This is a genomic window from Halomonas sp. M4R1S46, assembly GCF_025725685.1.
Lineage (GTDB): Bacteria > Pseudomonadota > Gammaproteobacteria > Pseudomonadales > Halomonadaceae > Halomonas.
This window is the reverse complement of the sequence record NZ_CP107008.1, coordinates 3,293,030-3,316,177: the sequence shown is the minus strand read 5'-3', so window position 1 is coordinate 3,316,177 and position 23,148 is coordinate 3,293,030. Positions and strand designations below refer to the sequence as shown.

Here is a 23,148-nt window from a genome sequence, read left to right as displayed (position 1 = left end):
GGGGAGATCGACAGGGGCGGCCTCGGTCGCCCCCGTCGCATGCCGGTCAGAAGGTCCAGCGCACCATGGCCTGGGGAAAGGACTCGTCGGTGTCCTCGAGGCCGAACTTGTTCTCCCAGTGCTGGTACTCCAGGCCGACGCCGAGGTGCGGGCCGGCGTGCCAGACCAACTGGGGCTGGGTCAGCAACTGGGCCTCCAGCTCGCCTTCCTCGGTGATGTAGTCGACGAAGCCCTCGAATGAGAAGTCCGCCCCGCCGAGCTGGAAGGGCAGGTTCCAGGCCGCGGTGTACTGCGCCGAGCTGCCGTCGGCGGCCTCGCTCTCGTCGTTGCGATACATCGCGTAGACCTTGAAGAAGCGGAAGCCGGGTACCGCCAGGTCGGCGGAGAGGCCCGCCAGGTGGGTGGTCTTGCGGGTCGCCGAGTTGCGGTCCAGATCCAGCTGGCCGGTCACGTAGAGGTCGGTCACCGGACCGAAGCCGAGATCGAGGCCGGTGGCCTGGCCGATATTGCCCCGAAGGTTCCATTCGGCATGGGTGCTGCCGAAGTCCTGCTCGTCCTCGTGGCCCTGATCCAGGTTGGTGAAGTCGGCGAAGAAGAAGCTGTCGCCATAGGTCCAGCCCGTGGCATTGGCGACGGTGAGAATGGCGTGCTCCTCGGTGTCGATGGGGAAGCCGGCGCCGGCCTGGGCCTCGTAGTCCCAGCCGTAGAGCGCCTCGACCTTGGTGGTGCTGTAGAGGGCGGCACTGGCGCCCTGGGCGAGGAGCAGGGACGTGGCGGTGGTGGCGAGGAGGAGCGTGGTCTTGGTGCGCATCATGTTCTCCGGTGTTGTTGTCGTTGGAGGCGCCGATGCCCTGAGGCTCACCCGGTCGCGGCGCGGGACCGGGCGGTGGTGCAGCAGGTTTGTACACAACAGGTATTGTCGAATGTTCCCACTTGCATCGGACGTACACATTTATAGAATTTGTTGTGCGCTCTTTCAATGAGTATTTGTATACATTTTTGATGGGTTAATGGCACCAGCCGGGACGGAGCGCCGTTCCCCTTGTGGAGGCCGTTGCCTTGCATGCATATTCGAGTGTTACGAATAACCGATAACCCGAATGCCGCGTCCACGCGGCCACCAAGGACACGCCATGCCGATGATGCGCTCCCTGCCCCGACTCGCCGCCACCCTGGCCGGTGCCGCCCTCCTGACCTCGGCCCTGACGGCCCAGGCCCGCGAGCTGTCCGTTTCCACCGTGCTCCCCGATGCCTTCCCCTGGGGCCAGGCCGCCCAGAAGTGGGCCGATCTGGTGGAAGAGCGCTCCGACGGTGAGCTGACGTTGCGCGTCTACCCCAATGCCCAACTGGTCAGCGGCGACCAGACACGGGAGTTCTCGGCCATGCGTTCCGGGCTGATCGATCTCGCGGTGGGCTCGACCATCAACTGGTCGCCCCAGGTGCCGGCGTTGAACCTCTTCTCGCTGCCCTTCTTCCTGCCCGACGAGGCGGCCGTCGACGCCGTCACCGGCGGCGAGGCCGGCGAGATGATCTTCTCCGCCATCGAGGACAAGGGGGTAGTGCCGCTGGCCTGGGGCGAGAACGGCTTCCGCCAGCTGTCCAACTCCCGCGGCGCCATCGACGAGCCGGCCGACCTCGACGGGCTGAAGATCCGGGTGGTGGGCTCGCCGCTCTTCCAGGACACCTTCACCGCCCTGGGCGCCAATCCCACCCAGATGAGCTGGGCCGATGCCAAGCCGGCGTTGACCACCGGCGCCGTGGACGGCCAGGAGAACCCGCTGTCGGTGTTCGACGTGGCGCGCATCGATCAGGTGGGGCAGACCCACCTGACCCTGTGGAACTACATGAACGACCCGCTGGTGTTCGCCGCCAACCGCCAGGTGTGGGGCTCGCTCTCCGAGGCGCAGCGCGAGATGCTGCGCGAGACGGCCGTCGAGGCCGGCGCCTGGGAGATCGCCAAGACGCGTGAGGAGGAGGCCGATCGCCTGGCGGCGATCCGCGAGCGCGGCGTGACCGTCACCGAGCTGGACGAGGCCCAGCACCGGGCCTTCGTCGAGGCCACTGAGAGCGTCCACGACGACTGGGTGCCGCGCATCGGCGAGGACATCGTGGAGGCGGCCCGGCACGATATCGACGCGCCCTGAGCGAGCCCCCTCGAACGCGCCCGGCTAGCCCGGGCGCCGTCGATTTACCCTCTTCGGTCCTGTTGCCTCGTCATGAAACGTCCGGATGCACGATGCGAGCGCGTGCTCGCGACCCTGGCGATCCTGGTCATCGGCCTGATCAGCCTGGCCAACGTGGTGGTGCGCTATATCACCGACGCCTCCTTCGCCTTCACCGAGGAATTCTCGGTGTTCCTGCTGGTGTTGCTGACCTTCGCCGGCGCCTCGGTGGCCCTGCGTGGCCATCGCCATATCCGCATCGGCCTGCTGGAGCGGGCCCTGCCACCCGGGCCGCGGCGTGTGCTGATCCTCTTCCAGGGCCTGTGTGGCCTGGTCGTGCTGGGGCTGATCGCCTGGTTCGGCGCCAGGCTGGCCTGGCAGGAATACCAGTGGGAGACGCTGTCGCCGGGCCTGGGGCTGCCCCAGTGGTGGTACCTGGTGTGGCTGCCGCTGCTCGCCGGGCTGATGCTGTGGCGTCAGTGCCAGCAGACCCTCGATCGGCTGCGGGGGAGGCTCGACGATGAGTCCTGACCTGTGGATGCTGCTGTCCTTCGCCGGCCTGCTCATCGCCGGGGTGCCGGTGGCCTTCTCGCTGGGGCTTTCCGGCGCGGTGGGCATCGTCGCCGGGCTGTCGCCGGCGATGCTGGCGACGCTGGGCACCAACACCTACAACAGCGTTGCCAAGTACCCGCTGATCGCCATCCCGTTGTTCATCCTCACCGGGCTGATCTTCGAGCGCGCCGGGGTGGCGGCACGCCTGGTGCGTTTCGCCCAGGCGCTGATCGGCCCGCGCCACGGTGGCCTGGCGCTGGTGGCGGTGCTGGTGTGCATGCTCATGGGCGGCATGAGCGGCTCCGGCCCCGCCGACGCGGCAGCCGTGGCCATGGTGATGCTGCCCAGCATGACCCGGGCCGGCTACCCGCGGCCCTTCTCGGCGACCCTGATCGCGGCCTCCGCCTCCACGGCGATCCTGATCCCGCCGTCGGTGGCGCTGATCCTGTATTCCATCGTGGTGCCGGGGGTGGACCTGCGGGCACTGTTCGCCGCCGGCCTGTTCCCGGGAATGCTGGCCGGAGCGGCGCTGCTGGTACCGGCCTGGTGGCTGTCGCGACACCATCGCTGGGAGGCACCGGAGGACGTCGCCCGCCCGCCACTCGGCGCCAGCTTTCGCCAGGCCATCCCGGCGCTGTTTGCCCCGGTGCTGATCCTGGGGGGACTGCGCAGCGGGCTCTTCACGCCCACCGAGGCGGCGGTGGTGGCGGTGGCCTATGGCGTGGTCGTGGGCCTGTGGCTGACCCGCGAGCTCGGCTGGCGCGACCTCTGGCGGCTGCTCGGCGAGGCGGCGGTGATTTCCGGCGTGGTGATGCTGATCATCGCGCTGGCCGGCATCTTCGCCTGGGCCGGCACCATGCTGGGCACCTTCCGCCATCTGGCAGAGGGAGTGATCGGCCTGTCCGACGACGGCACCCTGTTGCTGCTGCTGATCATGCTGGCGGTGCTGGTGGCCGGGATGCTGCTCGATGCCATCTCCATCTACCTGATCATGATGCCGATCCTGGTGCCGGTGATGCAGCACTTCGGCTGGAATCCCGTCTGGTTCGGCATCCTGATGGCGATGAACATCGCCATCGGCCAGTTCACGCCGCCGGTGGCGGTCAATCTGATGGTCACCACCGAGGTGGCCCGGGTCCGCCTGGAGCAGACCCTGGGCTGGGCGCTGGTGTTCGTGGTCGCCATGGCCGCGGCCCTGGCCCTGGTGGTGGCCTTCCCGGCCATCGCCCTGTGGCTCCCCGGCGTGCTGGGCTACAACGTCTAGCCGTGGGGGAGGGCGTCGCGCCTTTCGAGCGCCGCCCGCACCGACGAGGTGGGCCGGCGGCTCGCTGCTAGCCGGCGCCGTGCTCCAGACTGGCCAGAGTGCGGCGGTGCAGCTCGGCGCTCTCGGCATCGAACAGCACGAAGCGTACCCGGCGCACCGAGGGGCAATCGGGCAGGGTGTCCATCACCGTGGCCAGCGCGATGCGGGCGGCCTCCGCGGCCGGGTAGCCGAAGGCGCCGGTGGACAGGGCCGGAAAGGCGAGGCTCTCGATGCCGTGCTGCTCCGCCAGTTGCAGGGCATGGCGATAGCAGGCGGCGAGCAGCTCGTCGGAGGGCTCGTCGACGCCGTAGACCGGGCCCAGGCAGTGGATCACATGGCGGTTGGGCAGGCCGAAGGCTTCGGTGAGCACGGCCTGGCCCGGGTGGAGGGGGGCCAGGGGGCGGCCGGCCTCGGCCAGCTCGGGACCGGCGGCCCGGTGCAGGGCGCCGGCCACGCCGCCGCCGGGGCGTAGCTGGGCATTGGCCGCGTTGACCACGGCGACCATGTCATCCTGGCGGGCGATATCGCCCTGGCAGCACTCGATGCGGGACGCGGACGCGTTCATCTCGCTCTCCTCGAGGATTCGCTCATGGGGCATCCATTAGTCTGGTGTCCAGGCCTGCAGGGAGGCAAGGTCGTCACGGCGATCCTGGGCCAGGGGCAGCCGCGCGCGGGCATCGATCAGGGCCGTGCGGTCCAGGTACAGCCAACGCAGCGTTTCCTCGGGGCCAAACGTCATGACCGGGTGATCCTCGTCGACCAGCGGCGGGCAGAAGAGGGAATGTCCCCACGCCTCGCCGGCCCGGTTCAGGCTCAGCCAGTAGCACTGGTTCTCCATGGCCCGGGCGATGACGAAGGCGTGCCAGCTGACGAAGGAAAAGTCCCGGGTGAAGGCCACGGGGTGCAGCATCAGTTCGACCCCGAGCTCGGCCATCCGCCGGGCGAGCTCGGGGAAGCGCAGGTCATAGCAGATCATCACCCCCAGGCGCCAGCCGGCGATCTCGGTGACCAGCAGGTGCTTGCCCGGAGCGAAGTGGGCGGCCTCCGCCGAGGCGCCGAATTGGGCACAATGCAGCTTGTCGTAGACACCGGCGAGTTCCCCGTCGGGGCCCAGCAGCAGCTGGCTGATATGGTGACGCTCACCGTCCCGACGCGCCACGCCCACGGCGATATGGCAGCCGAGCTCGCGGGCCAGCTCGGCGAAGGTCCCCGTCACCGGTCCCCGTCCGTCATCGTCGAGGTCGCGCAGGCAGGCGAAGGCGCCGTTGCCGTATTCCTGGGCGGCAAGCTCCGGCAGCACGATCAGGTCCGGCACCCGCTCCCGACAGGCGGCCCGCAGGCGGCGGCACAGGGTGCGCAGATGGCTGAGCTGATCACCGCGACAGCGGGTGCGGGGAATGGCGATCTGGCAGGCGAGCAGGTTCATGCGGCTCCTCCGGCGACACGGGGCCCGACGGGGTGTCCTTCCAGCGTATCGCGGTTTGCGCCGGCGCGGGCCCCTCGCCCCCTTGGCCGCCGACCCCGGGCGCGGCTCGCCCCGGCGCCCGGTTGCGCTGCTCATGAACGATTGGTTGCAAAATGGCGATGTTTTCGAGACATTCGTTGCAATTGTACGCCAATACTTGCAACCCCTCCTCTTGCGCTGTACCACTACCAGCCCCCTTGCCCAGGCCACGGCATGCCCCGCGTGATGGGGCACCGATGGGATGCGTCCCACGCCGGCCGTGACAGAACAATGGAGGAGATGGCATGAATCAGCGTGTGACCCTGGAACTCGGCGATCCCCGTGCCGAAGCCTTCGAGGCCCGGCAGTTCAAGGTCTATACCCATCGCCAGCTCGACAAGATCGAGGCGCTCAAGCAGCTGCCCGAGGCGCTGCGCTTCGACATGCGGGTGGTCAGCCAGGTGCTGCCGTTTCGCGTCAACGAATACGTGATCGACGAGCTGATCGACTGGGCGCGGGTGCCCGACGACCCGGTCTTCCAGCTCACCTTTCCCCAGCGCGGCATGCTCAAGCCGGCGCATTTCGACGAGGTCGCCGCGCTGATGGCCCGGGAGGCCTCGCCGGCCGAGCTCAAGCCGGTGATCGAGCGGATCCGCGAGGAGCTCAACCCCCACCCGGCCGGCCAGATGGATCTCAACCTGCCGATGCTCGACGGCGAGCCCCTGCCGGGCATGCAGCACAAGTACCGCGAGACGGTGCTGTTCTTTCCCAGCCAGGGACAGGTCTGCCACAGCTACTGCACCTTCTGCTTCCGCTGGGCGCAGTTCGTCGGCGACAAGGACCTCAAGTTCGCCTCCAGCGAAGCGACTTCGCTGCATCGCTACCTCGCCGAGCACACCGAGGTCACCGACCTCTTGATGACCGGCGGCGATCCCATGGTGATGAAGGCCAAGCACCTGCGCCAGTACCTGGAAGGCCTGATGACCCCGGCGCTGGACCATGTGCAGGACATCCGCATCGGCACCAAGAGCCTGACCTTCTGGCCCTATCGCTTCGTCACCGACCCGGACGCCGAGGACATTCTCGAGCTGTTCCGTGAGCTGACCGAGGCGGGCAAGCATGTCGCCTTCATGGCGCACTTCAACCACTGGCGCGAGATGGACACGCCGATCTGCCGCGAGGCGATCCGTCGCATCCGCGCCACCGGCGCCGAGATCCGCACCCAGGCGCCGCTGCTCAAGCACATCAACGACGATGCCGAGCAGTGGACGAGGATGTGGACCACCCAGGTGCGCCTGGGGATGATCCCCTACTACATGTTCGTGGAGCGCGATACCGGCGCCCGCCACTACTTCGAGGTGCCGCTGGTGCGCGCCTGGGAGATCTATCGCGAGGCGATGAAGCAGGTGCCGGGCCTGGCGCGGACCGCCCGCGGGCCGTCCATGTCGGCCGATCCGGGCAAGGTGGAGATCCAGGGAGTGACGGAGATCCACGGGGAGAAGGTGTTCGTGCTGCGCTTCATCCAGGGCCGCGACGCGGACTGGGTGCAGCGGCCGTTCTTCGCCAGGTACGACGAAGAGGCCACCTGGCTCCATCACCTGGAACCGGCGCTGGGCGAGGACGCGTTCTTCTTTGAAGCCGAGTTCGCCGCCATGAAGCAGGCCAAGCAGGCGCTGATCACCAAGGCCTCCTGAGGCTGCCACGATGACCAACGCGCCCGGGCCCGGCTGATATGCCGGGCCCGGGCCGTCTGGACGGCGGGGAAATTAACGAGCCCTAAACGTTGGCGGCAACTAGACTGACACGGAAAGAAAAATTCCTCATCAGACAGCTGTTTCTTCGCTAAAGTAGAAGAGTACGGTTCGGCCCCAGGCGGTCGCTGACGATGGACCGTCGACCGAACGCTATGCCCAACATGTCAAGAGGTGTGTCAATGAAACGTCATGCTTTCTCCGCCGCCGCCTTCTCCGGGGCACTGCTCGGCGCCGCGATGTTCTCCACCCCGGCCGTGGCCCAGGAACAGTTCATCACCATCGGTACCGGTGGGCAGACCGGGGTCTACTACGTGGTCGGCCAGTCGGTCTGCCGCCTGGTCAACCGCCTCGAGGATGCCGACATCAAGTGCAACGCACCGTCCACCGGCGGTTCCGTGGCCAACATCAACGGCATCAAGTCCGGCGAGCTGGACATGGGCGTGGTGCAGTCCGACGTGCAGTACCAGGCCTACAACGGCACCGGCAACTTCGAGGGTGACGCCTACGAGGAACTGCGCGCCGTCTTCCGCGTGCACGGCGAGCCGCTGACCCTGCTGGCCCGTGCCGATTCCGGTATCGAGACCCTCGACGACCTGGAGGGCAAGCGCGTCAATATCGGCAACCCCGGCTCCGGCCAGCGCAACACCATGGAAGTGGTCATGGACGCCAAGGGCTGGACCGAGGACACCTTCTCGCTGGCCTCCCAGCTGGATGCCGCCGAGCAGGCCGCGGCGCTCGCCGACAACAACGTCGATGCCATGGTCTACGTGGTGGGCCACCCCAACGGCTCCATCCAGGAGGCCACCACCACCGTCGAGGCCCGGTTGATCCCCCTGACTGGCGAGGCCATCGACGGCATCGTCGAGGAGCATTCCTACTATTCCAAGTCGGTCATCCCCGGCGGCCTCTACAAGGGCAACCCGGATGACGTCGAGACCTTCGGTGTCGCCGCGACCTTCGTCACCGATGCCGATACCGACGAGGAGGTGGTCTACCAGACCGTCAAGGCGATCTTCGACAACTTCGATCGCTTCAAGCGCCTGCACCCGGCCTTCGAGAACCTCGATCCGCAGGAGATGGTGACCACCGGGCTGTCCGCCCCGCTTCACGAGGGGGCCGCGCGCTACTATCGCGAACAGGGTTGGATCGAGTGATCGTCGACGCCTGAGATCACCGCATATTCGCTGAATGATGCGCGGCCCTCGCCGAGGGCCGCGCATTGCGTTTGCGCTGCCGGCAGCACCGCAGGCGCAACCTTGTGGCAACCGACGCAGAGCAGGGCATGCTTATGACTGAGGACAACAAGAGGGCTCCGGGATCCGAAGTCGATCTGGAGGACATGGTCGCCTCCAGCGACTCCGGGGCCCGCAAGCCGGCCGGAACGCCGGGCAAGCTGCTGGTCAGCATCGCCGCGGTGTGGTCGCTCTTCCAGCTTTGGATCGCCTCGCCGATTCCCTTCGTGCTGGGGTTCGGTGTCTTCAACGCCACCGAGGCGCGTTCCATCCACCTGGCCTTTGCGCTGTTCCTGGCCTACATGGCCTATCCGGCGCTCAAGCGCTCCCCCCGGGATCGCATCCCGATTCAGGACTGGGTACTGGCCATCGCGGCGGCCTTCTGCGGCGCCTACATGTTCATGTTCTACGAGCAGCTCGCCCAGCGGCCCGGCGCGCCGATCACCCAGGACGTGATCGTCGGCGTGATCGGCATCCTGCTGCTGCTCGAGGCCACGCGGCGTGCCCTGGGGCCGCCCCTGATGATCGTGGCGACGGTCTTCCTGGTCTATAGCCTGGCGGGCCCTTACATGCCCGGTATCCTGGCCCACGGCGGCGTCAGCCTCTACGGGCTGATCAACCACCAGTGGCTGACCACCCAGGGGGTGTTCGGCATCGCGCTGGGCGTGTCGACCAGCTTCGTGTTCCTGTTCGTGCTGTTCGGCGCCCTGCTCGACAAGGCCGGCGCCGGCAACTATTTCATCAAGGTCGCCTTCTCGCTGCTCGGCCACTACCGTGGCGGGCCGGCCAAGGCCGCCGTGGTGGCCTCCGGCATGACCGGCCTGATCTCCGGCTCCTCGATCGCCAACGTGGTCACCACCGGCACCTTCACCGTGCCGATGATGAAGCGGGTCGGCTTCTCCGCCGAGAAGGCCGGCGCCGTGGAGGTGGCGTCCTCGGTCAACGGCCAGATCATGCCGCCGGTGATGGGGGCCGCGGCCTTCCTGATGGTCGAGTACGTCGGCATTTCCTATGTGGAGGTGATCAAGCACGCCTTCCTGCCGGCGCTGATCTCCTATATCGCGCTGATCTACATCGTCCACCTGGAGGCGCTCAAGGCCAACATGCAGGGCCTGGAAAGCACCAACCCGCCCAAGCCGCTGATACGCAAGGTGATCGGCTTCCTCGCCGGCCTGCTGCTGATGATGATCACGGCCCTGGTGGTCTACTACGGGCTGGGCTGGCTCAAGCCGCTGCTGGGCGGTGCCACGCCCTGGGTGGTGGCGGTGGCCCTGGCGGCGGTCTACGTGGGGCTGCTCAAGGTGGCCGCCGGCTACCCGGAGCTCGAACTCGACGATCCCAACGAGCCGGTCTACAAGCTGCCCCAGACCAAGCCCACGGTGATGGTCGGCCTGCAGTACATCCTGCCCGTCATCGTGCTGATCTGGTGTTTGATGGTGGAGCGCCTCTCGCCGGGACTGTCGGCCTTCTGGGCCACCGTCTTCATGATCTTCATCATGGTCACCCAGCGGCCGATCACCGCCCTCTTTCGCCATCGCAGCAGCGTCGCCGAGGACATCCGCGAAGGCCTGTTCGATCTCTGGGAGGGCCTGGTGACCGGTGCCCGCAACATGATCGGCATCGGCATCGCCACGGCCACCGCCGGCATCATCGTGGGGGCGGTCTCTCAGACTGGCGTGGGCCTGGTACTCGCCGACGTGGTCGAGATCCTCTCCATGGGCAACCTGATGCTGATCCTGCTGTTCACCGCGGTGCTCAGCCTGATCCTCGGCATGGGCCTGCCCACCACGGCCAACTACATCGTGGTGTCCGCGCTGCTGGCGCCGGTGATCGTCCAGCTCGGCGAGCAGAACGGCCTGCTGGTGCCGCTGATCGCGGTCCACCTGTTCGTCTTCTACTTCGGCATCATGGCCGACGTGACACCGCCGGTGGGCCTGGCGTCCTTCGCCGCCGCCGCGGTCTCCGGCGGCGACCCCATCCGCACCGGCTTCCAGGCGTTCTACTACAGCCTGCGCACCGCGGCGCTGCCCTTCCTGTTCATCTTCAACACCGACCTGCTGCTGATCGACGTGTCCTTCCTGCAGGGGATCCTGATCTTCGTGGTGGCCACGGTGGCGATGCTCATCTTCGCCGCCGCGACCCAGGGCTTCATGATCACGCGCAGTCGCTGGTATGAGTCGATCCTGCTGCTGCTGGTGGCCTTCACCCTGTTCCGCCCCGCGTTCTGGATGGACATGATCCACGATCCCTACCAGGACATCCCGCCGGCGCAGTTCGTCGAGGCACTCGGCCAGGCCGAGCCCGACTCCACCCTGCGGTTGCAGGTCAGCGGGCTGGATGCCTACGGGGATCCCCTGACGACCTACATGATCCTGCCGGTGCCGGACGGGGCGGACGGTCAGGAGCGCCTCGAGAACCTGGGCCTCGAACTGCTCATCGAGGACGACCGGGCCGTGGTCGACATGGTCGCCTATGGTAGCCAGGCGGCGAACATGGGCTTCGACTTCGATCAGGAGATCATCCAGGTCCAGGCCCCGGTGGATCGCTGGACCAAGGAACTGATGTGGATTCCCGCCTTCCTGGTGTTCGGCCTGGTGGTGCTGCTGCAGCGCCGGCGTCGGGAGCGCAGCGCTGAGCCGGTTTCGGCCTGAAGGAGGTAATGCTCATGTACAGCAAGATACTGCTACCGGTGGATCTCAACGAGGAGGCCTCCTGGAGCAAGGCCCTGCCCACGGCGCTGACGCTGTGTCGCAGCTTCGGCGCCTCGCTGCATGTGGTGACGGTGTTGCCCGATTACCAGATGCCGCTGGTGGGGGCCTACTTCCCCGAGGATTTCGCCGCCAAGGCCCATGAGGCGGTGACGAAGGCCCAGCACGAGTTCATCCAGAAGAATGTCCCGGAGGACATCACCGTCCAGAGCGTGATCGTCGACGGTTCGCCCTGGGAGGCGATCATCAAGGCGGCCAAGAAGCTCGAGGTCGACCTGATCGTCATGGCGTCCCACAACAAGCGCAAGTTCGCCGACTACGTGCTGGGCCCCAATGCCGAGCACGTGGTGCACCACAGCAAGATATCGGTGATGATCGTGCGCTGAGCGTCTCGCGGTCCCGGCCGACGCGAACGCCCCCGCCCCGTCGGGGGCGTTCGCGTTTAGGTCCGTGCAGCGTTGAGGGGACGGCGGTGTCGACATCGGCGGAATGGCAGGGCGTCGTCTACATTAACCAGGTGTTAAGGGACGAAACGCGTATTGGGCCCGATGGCCGAATACGACCTCTGACTGACCCGGCAGCACCGGGACTCCATCGGCGGCAACTGGGGTGACTCCATGAGTGCAGCAGCCACGAAAAGCCGTGACAAGGCGCCACACAACGTCAAGATCACCATCCGCCCCGTGGGCATGGACAAGCCACGAGCCTGGCTGGCGGCCGGCTTCGAGGACTTTCGCCGCGCCACGGCGGTCAGCCTGGCCTACGGCATGTTCTGGGTCGGGTTGAGCATCGCCATCACGGCCGGTGCCTTCACCCTGGGCCTGTGGCACTGGTTGCTGCCGCTGATCGCCGGCTTCATGTTCATCGGCCCCCTGGTGGCGGTGGGCTCCTATGGCATCAGCCGGGCCCTGGAGGCCGGACGCGATCCCACCCTGGGCGATGCCTTCGGTGGCTGGAAGGGCCATGCCGGCCAGCTGGCGATGATGGGCGTGATGATGATGATCTTCTTCCTCGCCTGGATCCGCCTGGCGACCCTGCTGTTCGCCCTGTTCTTCGGGCTCGGTGCGCCCGATCCGGAGTCTCTCTACCTGACGCTGCTGACCACGCCCCAGGGACTGGGCATGTTGCTGGTGGGCACGGCCATCGGGGCGGTGCTGGCCTTCGGCGCCTTCACCATCAGCGTGGTGGCGATTCCGACCCTGATGGATCAGGACCTGACCTTCATGGAGGGGATCGAGGCGAGTATCCGGTCGGTGGCCAAGAACTTCCGCCCCATGCTGCTGTGGGCCGCCATTCTCACGGGCTGTGTGCTGGTCGGGGTGGCGACCTTCTATATTGGCCTGGCCCTGATCCTGCCGGTCCTCGGTCATGCCAGCTGGCATGCCTACGAGGACCTGGTACGCATCGAGCCGGTCGAGGAAGTCACCGGCTGAGCCGAGCGATGCCGCTGTCGAGGTTGCGGGGGCGCGCTGCGTCCCCGTTGCATTTTCGGGCCAGACCGACCTGACCTCATGACACGAATCGCGTACCCTTAGGCGCCGACACGACCGGCCACCGGGAGCCCTGCCATGCGTCCCCACATCCTCCTCAACCTCGTCGGCGGGCTGCTGCTGACCAGCCTGGCGATGCCGTCTGCTCAGGCGGCCGACGAAGCCGCCGCTCTGCCGGAGCCCGACGGCCCGGTCATGCTGACCGTGGGCGGGGATATCAGCCGTACCAATGTCGGTGACGAGGCACGCTTCGATCGGACCATGCTCGAGGCGCTGCCCGCCCGTACCATCGTCACCAGCACGCCCTGGCACCCGGAGAGCAACCGCTTCGAGGGGCCGCTGGCCGAGGCGGTTCTCCATGCGGCGGGAGCCGAGGGGCGTCGGGTGCGCGTGATTGCCCTGAACGGGTTCGAGGCGATGATCCCGGTCAGCGACTTCGAGCGCTATGACGTCATCCTGGCGATGCAGCGCAACGGCACGCCCATGCCCATCCGGGACTTCGGCCCGCTGTTCGTGCTGTATCCCTTCGACGCCCACCCCGAACTGGTGACGGAAGCCATTCGCTTCCGTTCGGTCTGGCAGGTCAACCGCATCGAGGTCTACTGACGCCGGCTCGGCCGATCATCAAGGAGGAGCTCGGTGCTGCAATACCCCCTGCGCCTGAAGTTCGGTGCCATCGCCGCCCTGCTGTTGTTCGCCGGCGCCCTGCTGGTGGTGGGGCTGGTGGCCTGGCGGCAGGACAGCCTGATCTGGCGTGTCGGGGAGGATACCGTCTGGCACGCCTACAAGCTCGATCGGGACACCGTGGAGCTGCGCAGCTTCCTGGCCCTGAGCGAGGATGACCCGGCGACGCTGGAGGAGGTCCGCCTGCGCTTCGAGCTGCTCTACAGCCGGCTGGCACTGCTGCGCGGCGGCGAGGTCGCCGAGCTGGTCGAGGCGATTCCCCGCACCGCGGACCTGATCGACCAGATCGAGACCCATCTCCAGGCGCTGGATACCAGGATCAAGCGCCTCGACAGCCTGGAGGCCGGGGCACGGCAGGCCCTGATCGAGCGACTGGGCCAGCTCAGCACTCCCTCCGAGCGGCTCATCATCAGCGTCAACGGGCACATGGCCGAGGCCTCGACCCGCGAGCGCGAGCGACTGCAGTGGCTCTATGGCCTGTTGCTGGTGCTGATCCTGGCCATGAGCGTGGCGGCGATGATGGTGGTGACCTTCCTGTTCCGGGAAGCCCGGGACAACGCCGCCGCGAGGCGCACCCTGGAGACGCTCAGCGGGGAGCTCGAGGTCGCGGCGCGGCGCGCCGAGTCGGCGAGCCAGGCCAAGTCGGAGTTCCTGGCCACCGTCAGCCACGAGATCCGCACGCCGCTCAACGGCGTGATCGGCATGAGCGATCTGCTGGTGGATCAGTCCCTGCCGGATCGGGCCCGCCACTACGCCGATACCATTCACGAGAGTGCCCAGCGCCTGCTCGAGCTGATCAACGACATCCTGGACTTCTCCAAGATCGAGGCCGGCCGTCTCGACCTGGAACACCGGCCGCTGTCGCTCCGCGAGCTGGTGAACGGCGCGGTATCGCTGTTCACGCCCCATGCCGAGGCCCGTGGCCTGTCGTTGACGGCGCAGCTGTCCCCGTCACTGCCCGAGCGCGTGGTCAGCGATCCCGGGCGCCTGCGCCAGGTGCTGCTCAACCTGCTGTCCAATGCCATCAAGTTCACCGAACATGGCGCGGTGCACGTCGAGGTCGATCGGGTGGGGCAGGAGGCGCTGTGCATTGCGGTCGTCGATACGGGCTGCGGCATTCCGGCCGAGCAGCAGGCGCTGCTCTTCGAGCCCTTCCATCAGGGCGACCCCTCGACGGCGCGGCGCTTCGGTGGCACCGGCCTGGGGCTGGCCATCAGCAAGCGGTTGGTGGAGGCGCTGGGGGGGGAAATCGGCGTCGAGAGCCGGCCGGGCGAGGGCAGCCGTTGCTGGTTCCGCCTCCCCCTGGTCGAGGCCGCACCGGCGTCGGAAGTGGCTCTCTGGGCGCATGGCGAGGGTCCCGCCCAGCCGCTGGCCGGGGCCAGGTTGCTGGTGGTCGAGGACAATCCCGTGAATCAGCAGGTGGCGCAGGCCATGCTCGCCAAGCTGGGGTGCCGGGTCAGCCTGGCGAGCTCCGGGACCGAGGCCCTGGCCGCGGCCACTCGGGAGCGTTTCGAGCTGATCTTCATGGATGTACAGATGCCCGACATGGATGGCCTCGAAGTGACGCGCCGGCTGCGTGCACGGGGCGGCTGGCTGGCGGAGGTGCCGGTGGTCGCCATGACCGCGGGCGGTCCGGGGGGCGACCAGGCCCGCTGCCTGGCCTCGGGGATGAACGGCTACCTGGTCAAGCCACTGATGCAGGATGCCCTGCTGAACGTGTTGCAGCGCCATCTTCGGCAGCGTCAGCCGAGTCAGGCACGGACTGCACTGGCGCGACGCGGGGCCATGGTCGGGGCCGACCAGCTGGTGGACCCCGAGGTCATGGCGGACCTCCACGACAGCCTGGGGCGTGCCGGGGTCGATGCCCTGGTGCAGCGCTACCGCGATCAGGCGGAGGAGCACCTCGCGGCGCTGGAGGCTGCCGTGGGCGAGGGCGATGCGGCGGGAGGCGCGCGCCTGGCCCACCAGCTCAAGGGGGAGTCCGCCAGTCTCGGTGCCGTCAAGGTCGCCGGGCTGGCGACGCGCCTCGAGCAGGCGGCCCGGGCCGGGCGGCTGGGCGGTGCCGAGGAGACCCTGGCGGCCCTGAGGACAACGCTGCAGACCACCTTGGCGGCCCTGGCGCAGGACACACCCATGACACCATGAGCAGTCTGTCGGTCCAGGGGCCGGTTCCCGTCATCGGTTGACAAGGCCGCTCAGGGGCATCGTCAACCCAGGACGGATGCCGGCCTCAGGGACAGGAGTCGCCGATCATCAGTGCAGTCTGCAGCAGCCTGGGTTCGGCGGGGTCCAGCCCGAGGACCATGCGCGCGGCGATCCGGCCCTTCTCGACGCTGTCCTGGCGCACGGTGGTCAACCGTGGGGCCCGGTACTGGCCCTCGGCGATGCCGTCGAAGCCGGTGATACGCAGGTCCTCAGGCACGCGCAGGCCACGCTGCTCGGCCAGGGTCACCGCGGTCAGGGCGATGCGATCCGACATGCACAGCAGCAGGTCGGGGCGTTCCTCGTCGGGCAGGTCGAGGATCTCCTCGATCACCGGGGCGCAGACCTCATGGGTGTTCTCCTCGATGTTCCACACGGGCACGTCCGCGGGAGTGAAACCCTGCTCCTCGAGGGCCCGATGGAAGCCGGCCAGCCGCGAGCGGGTGATGGTCTGCTCGGGGGGAAGCTGGGTATGCGCCTGGGTGACGCGGCCGTTGCAGGGCTCGGCGGTGAGCCGCAGGCTGACGATCGCCGGCCGGCGCGGCGGGGTGCGCAGGGCATATCGGGCGATCATATGGCTGGCCGGTTCGTTGTCGATATGTACCGCCGGGTAGCCCTCGGGGCTGAAGTCGACGGCCACCAGCGGGCGCTGGGCGGGCAGGTCGGCCGAAACCATCAGGCTCGGCGGCATCAGGCCGTAGGCGATGAAGCCGTCGGCGATGCTCGCCGAGCCAGGTACTTGGGAGGCATGCTGGCGGCCGGAGAGCAGCAGCAGGGTATGGCCATGGCTATCGAGCACCTCGGCGATGCCGGAGAGCAGTTCGCTGGCCACGGCGTCGTTGATGCTGTAGGTCAGGCTCTCGGCGAGCACCACGGCGATGATACGCGAGCGGCCGGTCCTCAGGCTGCGGGCCTTGGCGTCGGGGCCGCGATAGCCGAGCCGCCTGGCCTCGCTGAGGATGTGCTCGCGCAGTTTCGGTGACAGCTGGTTGGGCCGGTTGAAGGCGTTGGAGACGCTGGCCGTGGAGACACCGAGGTGCTGGGCCAGATCCTTCAGGGTGATGCGGCGTGGCGAAGACACGTGATGACTCGGCTCTCGGGGATGGGGGACGACTCTGTATCGATTTAGTTAGCCTTCTATCATAGCCGTGAATGGCCGCAGTGCCTAGCCGGCCTGGGCAAGGACCAGGGCTATCGCAGTTAGAGCGTTGCCGCTCGGGGCTGATCGGTCGACAGGTCTACGAGGGGGCGCTGTGACCCCCTCCCTGGGCGCTACCGACGCCATCCTTGGCGCAGGACCCCCTCTACGACCTGTCCCCTGCGCCCCTCGCCACTCAACTGCGATTGCCCTGGGGCAAGGACGCCTCGAGTGGTCGAGGACGCTATCCTTGCCCCCTGGACTCAGCGCAGTTCCAGCCAGGCGGCACTGCCCGGCACCAGCGTCAGGCCGCGGCCCTCCATATCGGGGGTCGGCATGCCCGGCAGTTCCAGGCTATGCCATCCCTCGATGCCGGTCGCCAGGGCATCGGGGGCGATCCCGGCCGGCGTCTCGCCCCGGCCGAGGTGGGCCAGGCACAGCAGGCGCCGCTCGCCGCGGCGGCGGATCACGCCGAAGACGTCCTCGGGCAGTTCGCTGGGGGCGATCACTTGCTGTTCGCCTTGGCGCAGGGTGTCGTTAATTGCGCGCAGCTTCAGCAGTCGGCGGACCCGATTCAGCAGGCTGTCGGGGTCGGCCTCCTGGCGTTCCACCGCCAGCGGCAGATGCCGCGCGTCGACCGGCAGCCAGGGCGTGACGTCCGCGGGACAGAAGCCGCCGTTGGTGGTCTCATTCCAGACCATCGGCGTGCGACAGCCGTCGCGGCCCTTGACCTCCGGCCACAGGTTGATGCCGAACGGGTCCTGCAGGTCCGCATAGGCCAGTTCGGCCTCGGGCAGGCCGAGCTCCTCGCCCTGGTAGAGGCACAGGCTGCCACGCAGCGAGCAGAGCACGGTCAGCGCCAGCAGGGCGCGCTCCTCGCCCCAGCTGGTGGCACTGCGCACCACATCGTGGTTGGACAGCGCCCAGCACGGCCAGGCGTCGTCACCGAACTCGGCGAAGCGAGACAGGACCCGGTACAGCGCGGCGGCTTCTCCGGTTGAGTCCAGCAGGTCGAAGGTGTAGGCCATATGCAATCGCGACTCACCTTGTGTGTAGGCGGCCATGGTCGGCAGGGGATTGCTGCCACCGATCTCGCCTACGCTGGTGGACCCCGGGTACTCGTCGAGCAGGGCACGGATGCGCTCGAGATAGGCCAGGTTCTCGGGCTGGTCGGTATTGTGGGTGAGCAGCTGGTAGCTGCGCGGGTGACCGCGCCGCCGATACCAGTCAGGCGAGGGCGGATTGTCGGCGAGCGACCGGTCGTGGAAGTAGAAGTTGGCGGTGTCGAAGCGGAAGCCGTCGACGCCGAGCTCCAGCCAGAAGCGCAGGTTGTCGAGCTGCGCCTCGCGCACCTCGGGGTGGTGGAAGTTGAGATCCGGCTGGCTGGGCAGGAAGTTATGCAGGTAGTACTGGCAGCGCCGCGAATCGAAGGTCCAGGCCGGCCCGCCGAAGGCCGCCAGCCAGTTGTTGGGGGCCGAGCCGTCGGGCCTGGGGTCGGCCCACACGTACCAGTCGGCCTTGGCATTGGACCGGCCGCGGCGGCTCTCGGCGAACCAGGGATGGCGGTCGGAGCTGTGCGACAGTACCTGGTCGATGATCACCCTGAGGCCCAGTTCGTGGGCGCGCTCGATCAGGGCACGGAAGTCGTCGAGGGTGCCGAACATGGGATCGACGTCGCGATAGTCACTGACGTCGTAACCGAAGTCGTCCATCGGCGAGGTGCAGATCGGTGACAGCCACACGGCATCGACACCCAGGCTTGCCACGTGGTCGAGCTTCTCGGTGATGCCAACCAGATCACCGATGCCGTCGCCGCTCGCGTCCATGAAGCTGCGCGGGTAGATCTGGTAGAGGGTGGCGCCACGCCACCAGTCGTGGCGGTCGTCGTGGCGCGGGGAAGACGGGGTCATGCTCGCTCCTTGACAGAGGGGCCGGGCGGCCCCCCTCGTTGAACCATCATGGTGGACAGGCGGTGGCTTACCAGCCGCGACGGCCGAGTCGCTCGAGTTCGCGGCCCAGCTGCTGGACGGCACTGGCCCCGTCGAGATCGCCGGAGAGCACCTGGTGGGTGTGGTTGAAGAAGGCGTTGGAGACCCGTGCATAGGCATCGCCGGTCACCGAGGCGGGACGCGGCACGCCATTGGTCAGGGTCTCGTAGAGATCGTTCATCGACGGATTGCTGGCCAGCACTTCCTCGTCCTGGTAGAGCGATTCGATGGTCGGGTTGCGTCCCATCTTGACGGCGTGGGCCTTCTGTTGCGGCTTGGCGGTGATGTAGGCGGCCAGGTCGGCGGCCAGCTCGGGATGTTCGGAGTAGCGCGACACGGCGACGTTCCAGCCGCCCAGGGTGGCCTTGGACTCGCCCTCCGGACCATGAGGCAGCGGCGCCATGCCGACTTTGCCGGCGACTTCGCTGCCCTCGCCGTTGGCCAGCGACCACACATAGGGCCAGTTGCGCAGGAACAGCGCGTTGCCGGACTGGAAGATTCCGCGGGTCTCTTCCTCGGTGTGGTTCAGCGCGCCTTCCGGCGAGATGGTGCCGATCCAGGAGGCGGCCAGATCCAGCGCGTCGGCGGCGCGGGGATTGTCGATGGTCACCTCGCCTTGATCATCGACGAGGGTGCCGCCGCCATGGCTGGCCACCCACTCCAGGGCGTTGCAGGTCAGCCCCTCGTAGGCGCGGCCCTGGAAGCTGAAGCCCCAGAAGTCGTCGTTGCCGGCCTCGCGCTCGGCGTCCTGGATGTCCTCGGCGATCTCGGTCAGCTGCTGCCAGGTCGCGGGCACCTCATGGCCGTATTTCTCGAGCAGGTCCTTGCGGTAGTAGAGCACGCCGGCATCGGTGTACCAGGGCATGGCCACCAGGCGACCGTCGATGGTGTTGTTGTCGACCAGCGCCGGGAAGAAGCCCTCGGTGGCGTCCTCGGGCAGGTGCTCGGCGAGGTCCACCAGGTGGTCGTCGAGCAGACCCGGCCAGACGATATCGATCAGCATCACGTCGATGTCGCTCGACTGGCTGCCCAGTAGCTGCTGGTAGAGCGATAGCTTCTCGGTGGCGTCGTTGGGCGTGGAGATGACCTTGACCGTATTGCCGGTCTTCTCGGCCCACTGCTCGGCGAGCGCCGGACAGTAGTCGGAGGAATCGCCGGCGCCGCAGGCGATCGATATCTCGGTAGCCAGTGCCTGGGGAGTGGCCAGGGCCGCGCCGCCGAGCAGCAGGGCGCCGGCGCCCCCCTTCAGCACGCGAGCGGCGGGACTAGGCGAGGGATGGACGGTACGAGGCATTCCAGGGGGCTCCAGGGTTATGGTTGTGGTCTCGGAGAGGAGGACGCCGATTGGGGTGGGATCAGTGTCCTCCCAGGTGAACAAGGCTCAGCGCAGCTCCAGCCAGGTGGCGGTGCCCGGCGCCAGGGTCAGGCCACGGCCTTCCATGCTCGGTGCCGGCATGCCCGGCAGCGCAAGGCTGTGCCAGCCCTGGATACCGCTCACCAGGGCATCGGGGGCGATCGCCGCCGGCGCCTCGCCGCGGCCCAGGTGGGCCAGGCACAGCAGACGCCGTTCGCCGAGGCTGCGGATCACGCCGAAGACGTCCTCGGGCAGCTCGCCGGGGGCGATCAATTGCTGGTCGCCCTGGCGCAGCACCTCGCTCGCCCCCCGCAGCCGGAGCAACTCGCGCACCCGGGCCAGCAGGCTGTCGGGGTCGGCCTCCTGGCGTGTCACCGCCAGCGGCAGATGCCGCGCGTCGACCGGCAGCCAGGGCGCGACGCCCTCGGGACAGAAGCCGCCGTTGGCGGTCGTGTCCCAGACCATCGGCGTGCGGCAACCGTCGCGGCCCTTGACCTCCGGCCACAGGTTGATGCCGAAGGGGTCCTGCAGGTCCTCATAGGCCAGCTCGGCCTCGGGCAGGCCCAACTCCTCCCCCTGATAGAGGCACAGGCTGCCGCGCAGCGAGCAGAGCACGGTCAGCGCCAGCAGGGCGCGCTCCTCGCCCCAGCTGGTGGCACTGCGCACCACGTCATGATTGGACAGCGCCCAGCACGGCCAGGGGTCCTCACCCAGCTCGCCAAAGCGCGCCAGCACGCCGTAGAGTTCGGTGGCATCCCCGGTGCTGTCCAGCAGGTCGAAGGTGTAGGCCATGTGCAGGCGGCTGTCGCCGGCGGTATAGGCGGCCATGGTCGGCAACTGGTCGTTGCCGGCGATCTCGCCCACCGTGGTGGCGCCGGGGTATTCGTCGAGCAGCGCGCGGATGCGCTCGAGGTAGGCGAGGTTCTCGGGCTGCTCGATGTTGTGGCGCTGGAACTGATAGCTCTGGGGATTGCCGAGCTGGACCCGTTCGCGGGGCATCGGCGGGTTGTCGGTGAGGGCCGGGTCGTGGAAGTAGTAGTTGACCACGTCGAAGCGGAAGCCGTCGACGCCGAGCTCCAGCCAGAAGCGCAGGTTGTCGAGATGGGCCTGGCGCACCTCGGGGTGGTGGAAGTTGAGGTCCGGCTGGCTGGGCAGGAAGTTGTGCAGGTAGTACTGCCGGCGCCGGGCGTCGAAGGTCCAGGCACGACCGCTGAAGGCCGCCATCCAGTTGTTGGGCGGCGTGCCGTCGGGCCTGGGATCGGCCCAGACATACCAGTCGGCCTTGGGGTTGGTGCGGTCCTGGCGGCTTTCCTGGAACCAGGCATGCCGGTCGGAGCTGTGCGACAGCACCTGGTCGATGATCACCCGCAGCCCGAGCTCATGGGCGCGGTCGACCAGCGCGCGGAAGTCGTCGAGGGTGCCGAACATGGGATCGACGTCACGATAGTCGGCGATGTCATAACCGAAATCGTCCATCGGCGAGGTGAAGAAGGGCGACAGCCAGATGGCATCGACATTGAGGCTCGCCACATGCTCGAGACGTGAGGTGATGCCGGGCAGGTCACCGATACCGTCGCCATTGGCATCCAGGAAGCTGCGCGGATAGATCTGGTAGATCGTCGCGCCCCGCCACCAGTCATGCCGGGTGTCTTGGCGCAGTTGTGACAGTGTCATTCGTGAATTCCTGTCGGTGGGTGCGAAACAGGGCCCGGCCGGATGCGCTCCGGCCGGGCGAGAGACATGGCCTTACCAGCCGCGGCGTCCGAGACGCTCGAGTTCGCGGCCCAGCTGCTGGACCGCGCTGGCGCCGTCCAGCTCGCCGGAAAGCACCTGGTGGGTGCGGTTGAAGAAGGCGTTGGAGACCCGCGCGTAGGCATCGCCGGTCACCGTGGCGGGACGCGGCACGCCATTGGTCAGGGTCTCGTAGAGCTCGCTCATGGAGGGGTTACTGGCCAGCACCTCCTCGTCCTGGTAGAGCGCCTCGATGGTGGGATTCATGCCCATCTGGATGGCATGGGCCTTCTGCTGCTCCCGGGAGGTGATGAAGGCGACCAGATCGGCGGCAAGCTCGGGATGCTCGGAATAGCGCGACACGGCGAAGTTCCAGCCGCCCAGGGTGGCCTTGGCCTCGCCTTCGGGGCCGTGGGGCAGCGGCGCCATGCCGACCTTGCCGGCCACCTCGCTGCCCTCGCCGTTGGCCAGCGACCACACATAGGGCCAGTTGCGCAGGAACAGGGCGTTGCCGGACTGGAAGATGCCGCGGGTCTCCTCCTCGGTGTGGTTCAGCGCGCCTTCCGGCGAAATGCTGCCGACCCAGGAGGCGGCCAGGTCCAGCGCGGCGGCGGCGCGGGGATTGTCGATGGTCACCTCGCCCTCGTCATCGACGAGGGTGCCGCCACCGTGGCTCGCCACCCACTCCAGGGCGTTGCAGGTCAGGCCCTCGTAGGCGCGGCCCTGGAAGCTGAAGCCCCAGAAGTCGTCGTTGCCGGCCTCGCGCTCGGCGGCCTGGATGTCTGTGGCGATGTCGGTCAGCTGCTGCCAGGTCTCGGGGACCTCATGGCCGTATTGTTCCAGCAGGTCCTTGCGGTAGTAGAGCAGGCCGGCATCGGTGAACCAGGGCATGGCCACCAGGCGGCCGTCGACGGTGTTGTTGTCGACCAGCGCCGGGAAGAAGCCCTCGGTGGCATCCTCGGGCAGGTACTCGGAAAGATCCACCAGGTGATCGTCGAGCATGCCCGGCCAGACGATATCGACCATCAGCACGTCGATGTCGCCGGAGCCGCTGCCGAGCAGCTGCTGGTAGAGCGACAGTTTCTCGGTGGCGCTATTGGGGGTGGAGACGACCTGCACGCTATGGCCGGTCTTCTCGGCCCACTCCTGGGCGGCGATCGGACAGTAGTCGGAGGCGTCGCCGGCGCCGCAGGCGATGGCGATCTCGGCCGCGAGGGCGTTCTGGGTGGCCAGTGCCGAGCCACCGAGGACCAGGGCGCCGATCAGGGCGCGGCGCTGCTGCTTGGCGTTGTCGAGGATCATGGAGTGGGCTCCTGGTGTTGTTGTGAGCGTTGTCGTTAGTGTTGTCGTTGTGAGCGTTGCCGTTGTGGGTATTGCTGTTGTGCCGCGCGGGAGGCCGGGCGCGG

General features: G+C 67.7%; 18 protein-coding genes. 10 read left to right on the top strand and 8 right to left on the bottom strand.

Features of this window, described 5'->3' with window-relative positions:
• Nucleotides 1–46 precede the first annotated feature (46 nt).
• A complete protein-coding gene (locus OCT48_RS15375; RefSeq protein ID WP_263590005.1) occupies nt 47–811 on the bottom strand; it encodes an outer membrane protein OmpK in 765 nt (254 codons plus the stop codon).
• A 322-nt stretch (nt 812–1,133) separates the two neighbouring features.
• Between OCT48_RS15375 and OCT48_RS15370 the strand changes: the two genes are divergently transcribed.
• The 3 genes from OCT48_RS15370 (at nt 1,134) to OCT48_RS15360 (ending at nt 3,978) form a co-directional block, all read left to right on the top strand.
• Nucleotides 1,134–2,144, top strand: a complete 1,011-nt coding sequence (locus OCT48_RS15370) for a DctP family TRAP transporter solute-binding subunit (RefSeq protein ID WP_263590004.1) — start codon at nt 1,134–1,136, stop codon at nt 2,142–2,144.
• Between the two features lie 72 nt (nt 2,145–2,216).
• A complete protein-coding gene (locus OCT48_RS15365) occupies nt 2,217–2,693 on the top strand; it encodes a TRAP transporter small permease (RefSeq protein ID WP_263590003.1) in 477 nt (158 codons plus the stop codon).
• On the top strand, nt 2,683–3,978 hold the full coding sequence (locus tag OCT48_RS15360) for a TRAP transporter large permease (RefSeq protein ID WP_263590002.1): 1,296 nt from the start codon (nt 2,683–2,685) through the stop codon (nt 3,976–3,978). The genes OCT48_RS15365 and OCT48_RS15360 overlap by 11 nt, the downstream gene beginning before the upstream one ends.
• A gap of 67 nt (nt 3,979–4,045) precedes the next feature.
• On the opposite strand, the gene OCT48_RS15355 is transcribed toward OCT48_RS15360, so the two are convergent.
• Both OCT48_RS15355 and OCT48_RS15350 read right to left on the bottom strand, forming a co-directional pair.
• Nucleotides 4,046–4,582, bottom strand: coding sequence for a macro domain-containing protein (locus OCT48_RS15355; protein ID WP_263590001.1), 537 nt, complete (start codon nt 4,580–4,582; stop codon nt 4,046–4,048).
• A 36-nt stretch (nt 4,583–4,618) separates the two neighbouring features.
• A complete protein-coding gene (locus OCT48_RS15350) occupies nt 4,619–5,443 on the bottom strand; it encodes a carbon-nitrogen hydrolase family protein (RefSeq protein ID WP_263590000.1) in 825 nt (274 codons plus the stop codon).
• A 323-nt stretch (nt 5,444–5,766) separates the two neighbouring features.
• On the opposite strand from OCT48_RS15350, the gene OCT48_RS15345 reads away from it, so the two are divergent.
• From OCT48_RS15345 to OCT48_RS15315, 7 genes are all read left to right on the top strand, one after another.
• On the top strand, nt 5,767–7,155 hold the full coding sequence (locus OCT48_RS15345) for a KamA family radical SAM protein (protein WP_263589999.1): 1,389 nt from the start codon (nt 5,767–5,769) through the stop codon (nt 7,153–7,155).
• Between the two features lie 239 nt (nt 7,156–7,394).
• A complete protein-coding gene (locus OCT48_RS15340) occupies nt 7,395–8,369 on the top strand; it encodes a TAXI family TRAP transporter solute-binding subunit (RefSeq protein ID WP_263589998.1) in 975 nt (324 codons plus the stop codon).
• Nucleotides 8,370–8,503: 134 nt separating this feature from the next.
• Nucleotides 8,504–11,098 carry a TRAP transporter permease gene (locus OCT48_RS15335; RefSeq protein WP_263589997.1) on the top strand — a complete coding sequence of 865 codons (2,595 nt, stop codon included), beginning with the start codon at nt 8,504–8,506 and terminating at the stop codon, nt 11,096–11,098.
• A gap of 14 nt (nt 11,099–11,112) precedes the next feature.
• Nucleotides 11,113–11,541 (top strand): universal stress protein, encoded by a 429-nt coding sequence (locus OCT48_RS15330; RefSeq protein WP_263589996.1) that lies wholly within the window; start codon nt 11,113–11,115, stop codon nt 11,539–11,541.
• 231 nt (nt 11,542–11,772) lie between these two features.
• The gene (locus tag OCT48_RS15325) at nt 11,773–12,588 is read left to right on the top strand and encodes a DUF2189 domain-containing protein (protein ID WP_263589995.1); all 816 of its coding nucleotides are present in this window, start codon (nt 11,773–11,775) and stop codon (nt 12,586–12,588) included.
• A gap of 135 nt (nt 12,589–12,723) precedes the next feature.
• Entirely contained in the window at nt 12,724–13,251 is a 528-nt protein-coding gene (locus OCT48_RS15320) for an oxidoreductase (RefSeq protein ID WP_263589994.1), read from the top strand.
• 33 nt (nt 13,252–13,284) lie between these two features.
• The gene (locus tag OCT48_RS15315; protein ID WP_263589993.1) at nt 13,285–15,474 is read left to right on the top strand and encodes an ATP-binding protein; all 2,190 of its coding nucleotides are present in this window, start codon (nt 13,285–13,287) and stop codon (nt 15,472–15,474) included.
• Nucleotides 15,475–15,559: 85 nt separating this feature from the next.
• Here the strand turns inward: OCT48_RS15315 and OCT48_RS15310 are convergent, their stop codons facing one another.
• From OCT48_RS15310 to OCT48_RS15290, 5 genes are all read right to left on the bottom strand, one after another.
• Nucleotides 15,560–16,612 (bottom strand): LacI family DNA-binding transcriptional regulator, encoded by a 1,053-nt coding sequence (locus OCT48_RS15310; RefSeq protein ID WP_263589992.1) that lies wholly within the window; start codon nt 16,610–16,612, stop codon nt 15,560–15,562.
• A gap of 320 nt (nt 16,613–16,932) precedes the next feature.
• Complete coding sequence (locus tag OCT48_RS15305; protein ID WP_263589991.1) at nt 16,933–18,579, bottom strand: alpha-amylase family glycosyl hydrolase; 1,647 nt, start codon at nt 18,577–18,579, stop codon at nt 16,933–16,935.
• A gap of 67 nt (nt 18,580–18,646) precedes the next feature.
• Complete coding sequence (locus OCT48_RS15300) at nt 18,647–19,951, bottom strand: ABC transporter substrate-binding protein (protein ID WP_263589990.1); 1,305 nt, start codon at nt 19,949–19,951, stop codon at nt 18,647–18,649.
• Nucleotides 19,952–20,038: 87 nt separating this feature from the next.
• Entirely contained in the window at nt 20,039–21,685 is a 1,647-nt protein-coding gene (locus tag OCT48_RS15295) for an alpha-amylase family glycosyl hydrolase (protein ID WP_263589989.1), read from the bottom strand.
• A gap of 72 nt (nt 21,686–21,757) precedes the next feature.
• Nucleotides 21,758–23,044 carry an ABC transporter substrate-binding protein gene (locus OCT48_RS15290; RefSeq protein WP_263589988.1) on the bottom strand — a complete coding sequence of 429 codons (1,287 nt, stop codon included), beginning with the start codon at nt 23,042–23,044 and terminating at the stop codon, nt 21,758–21,760.
• Nucleotides 23,045–23,148 lie beyond the last annotated feature (104 nt).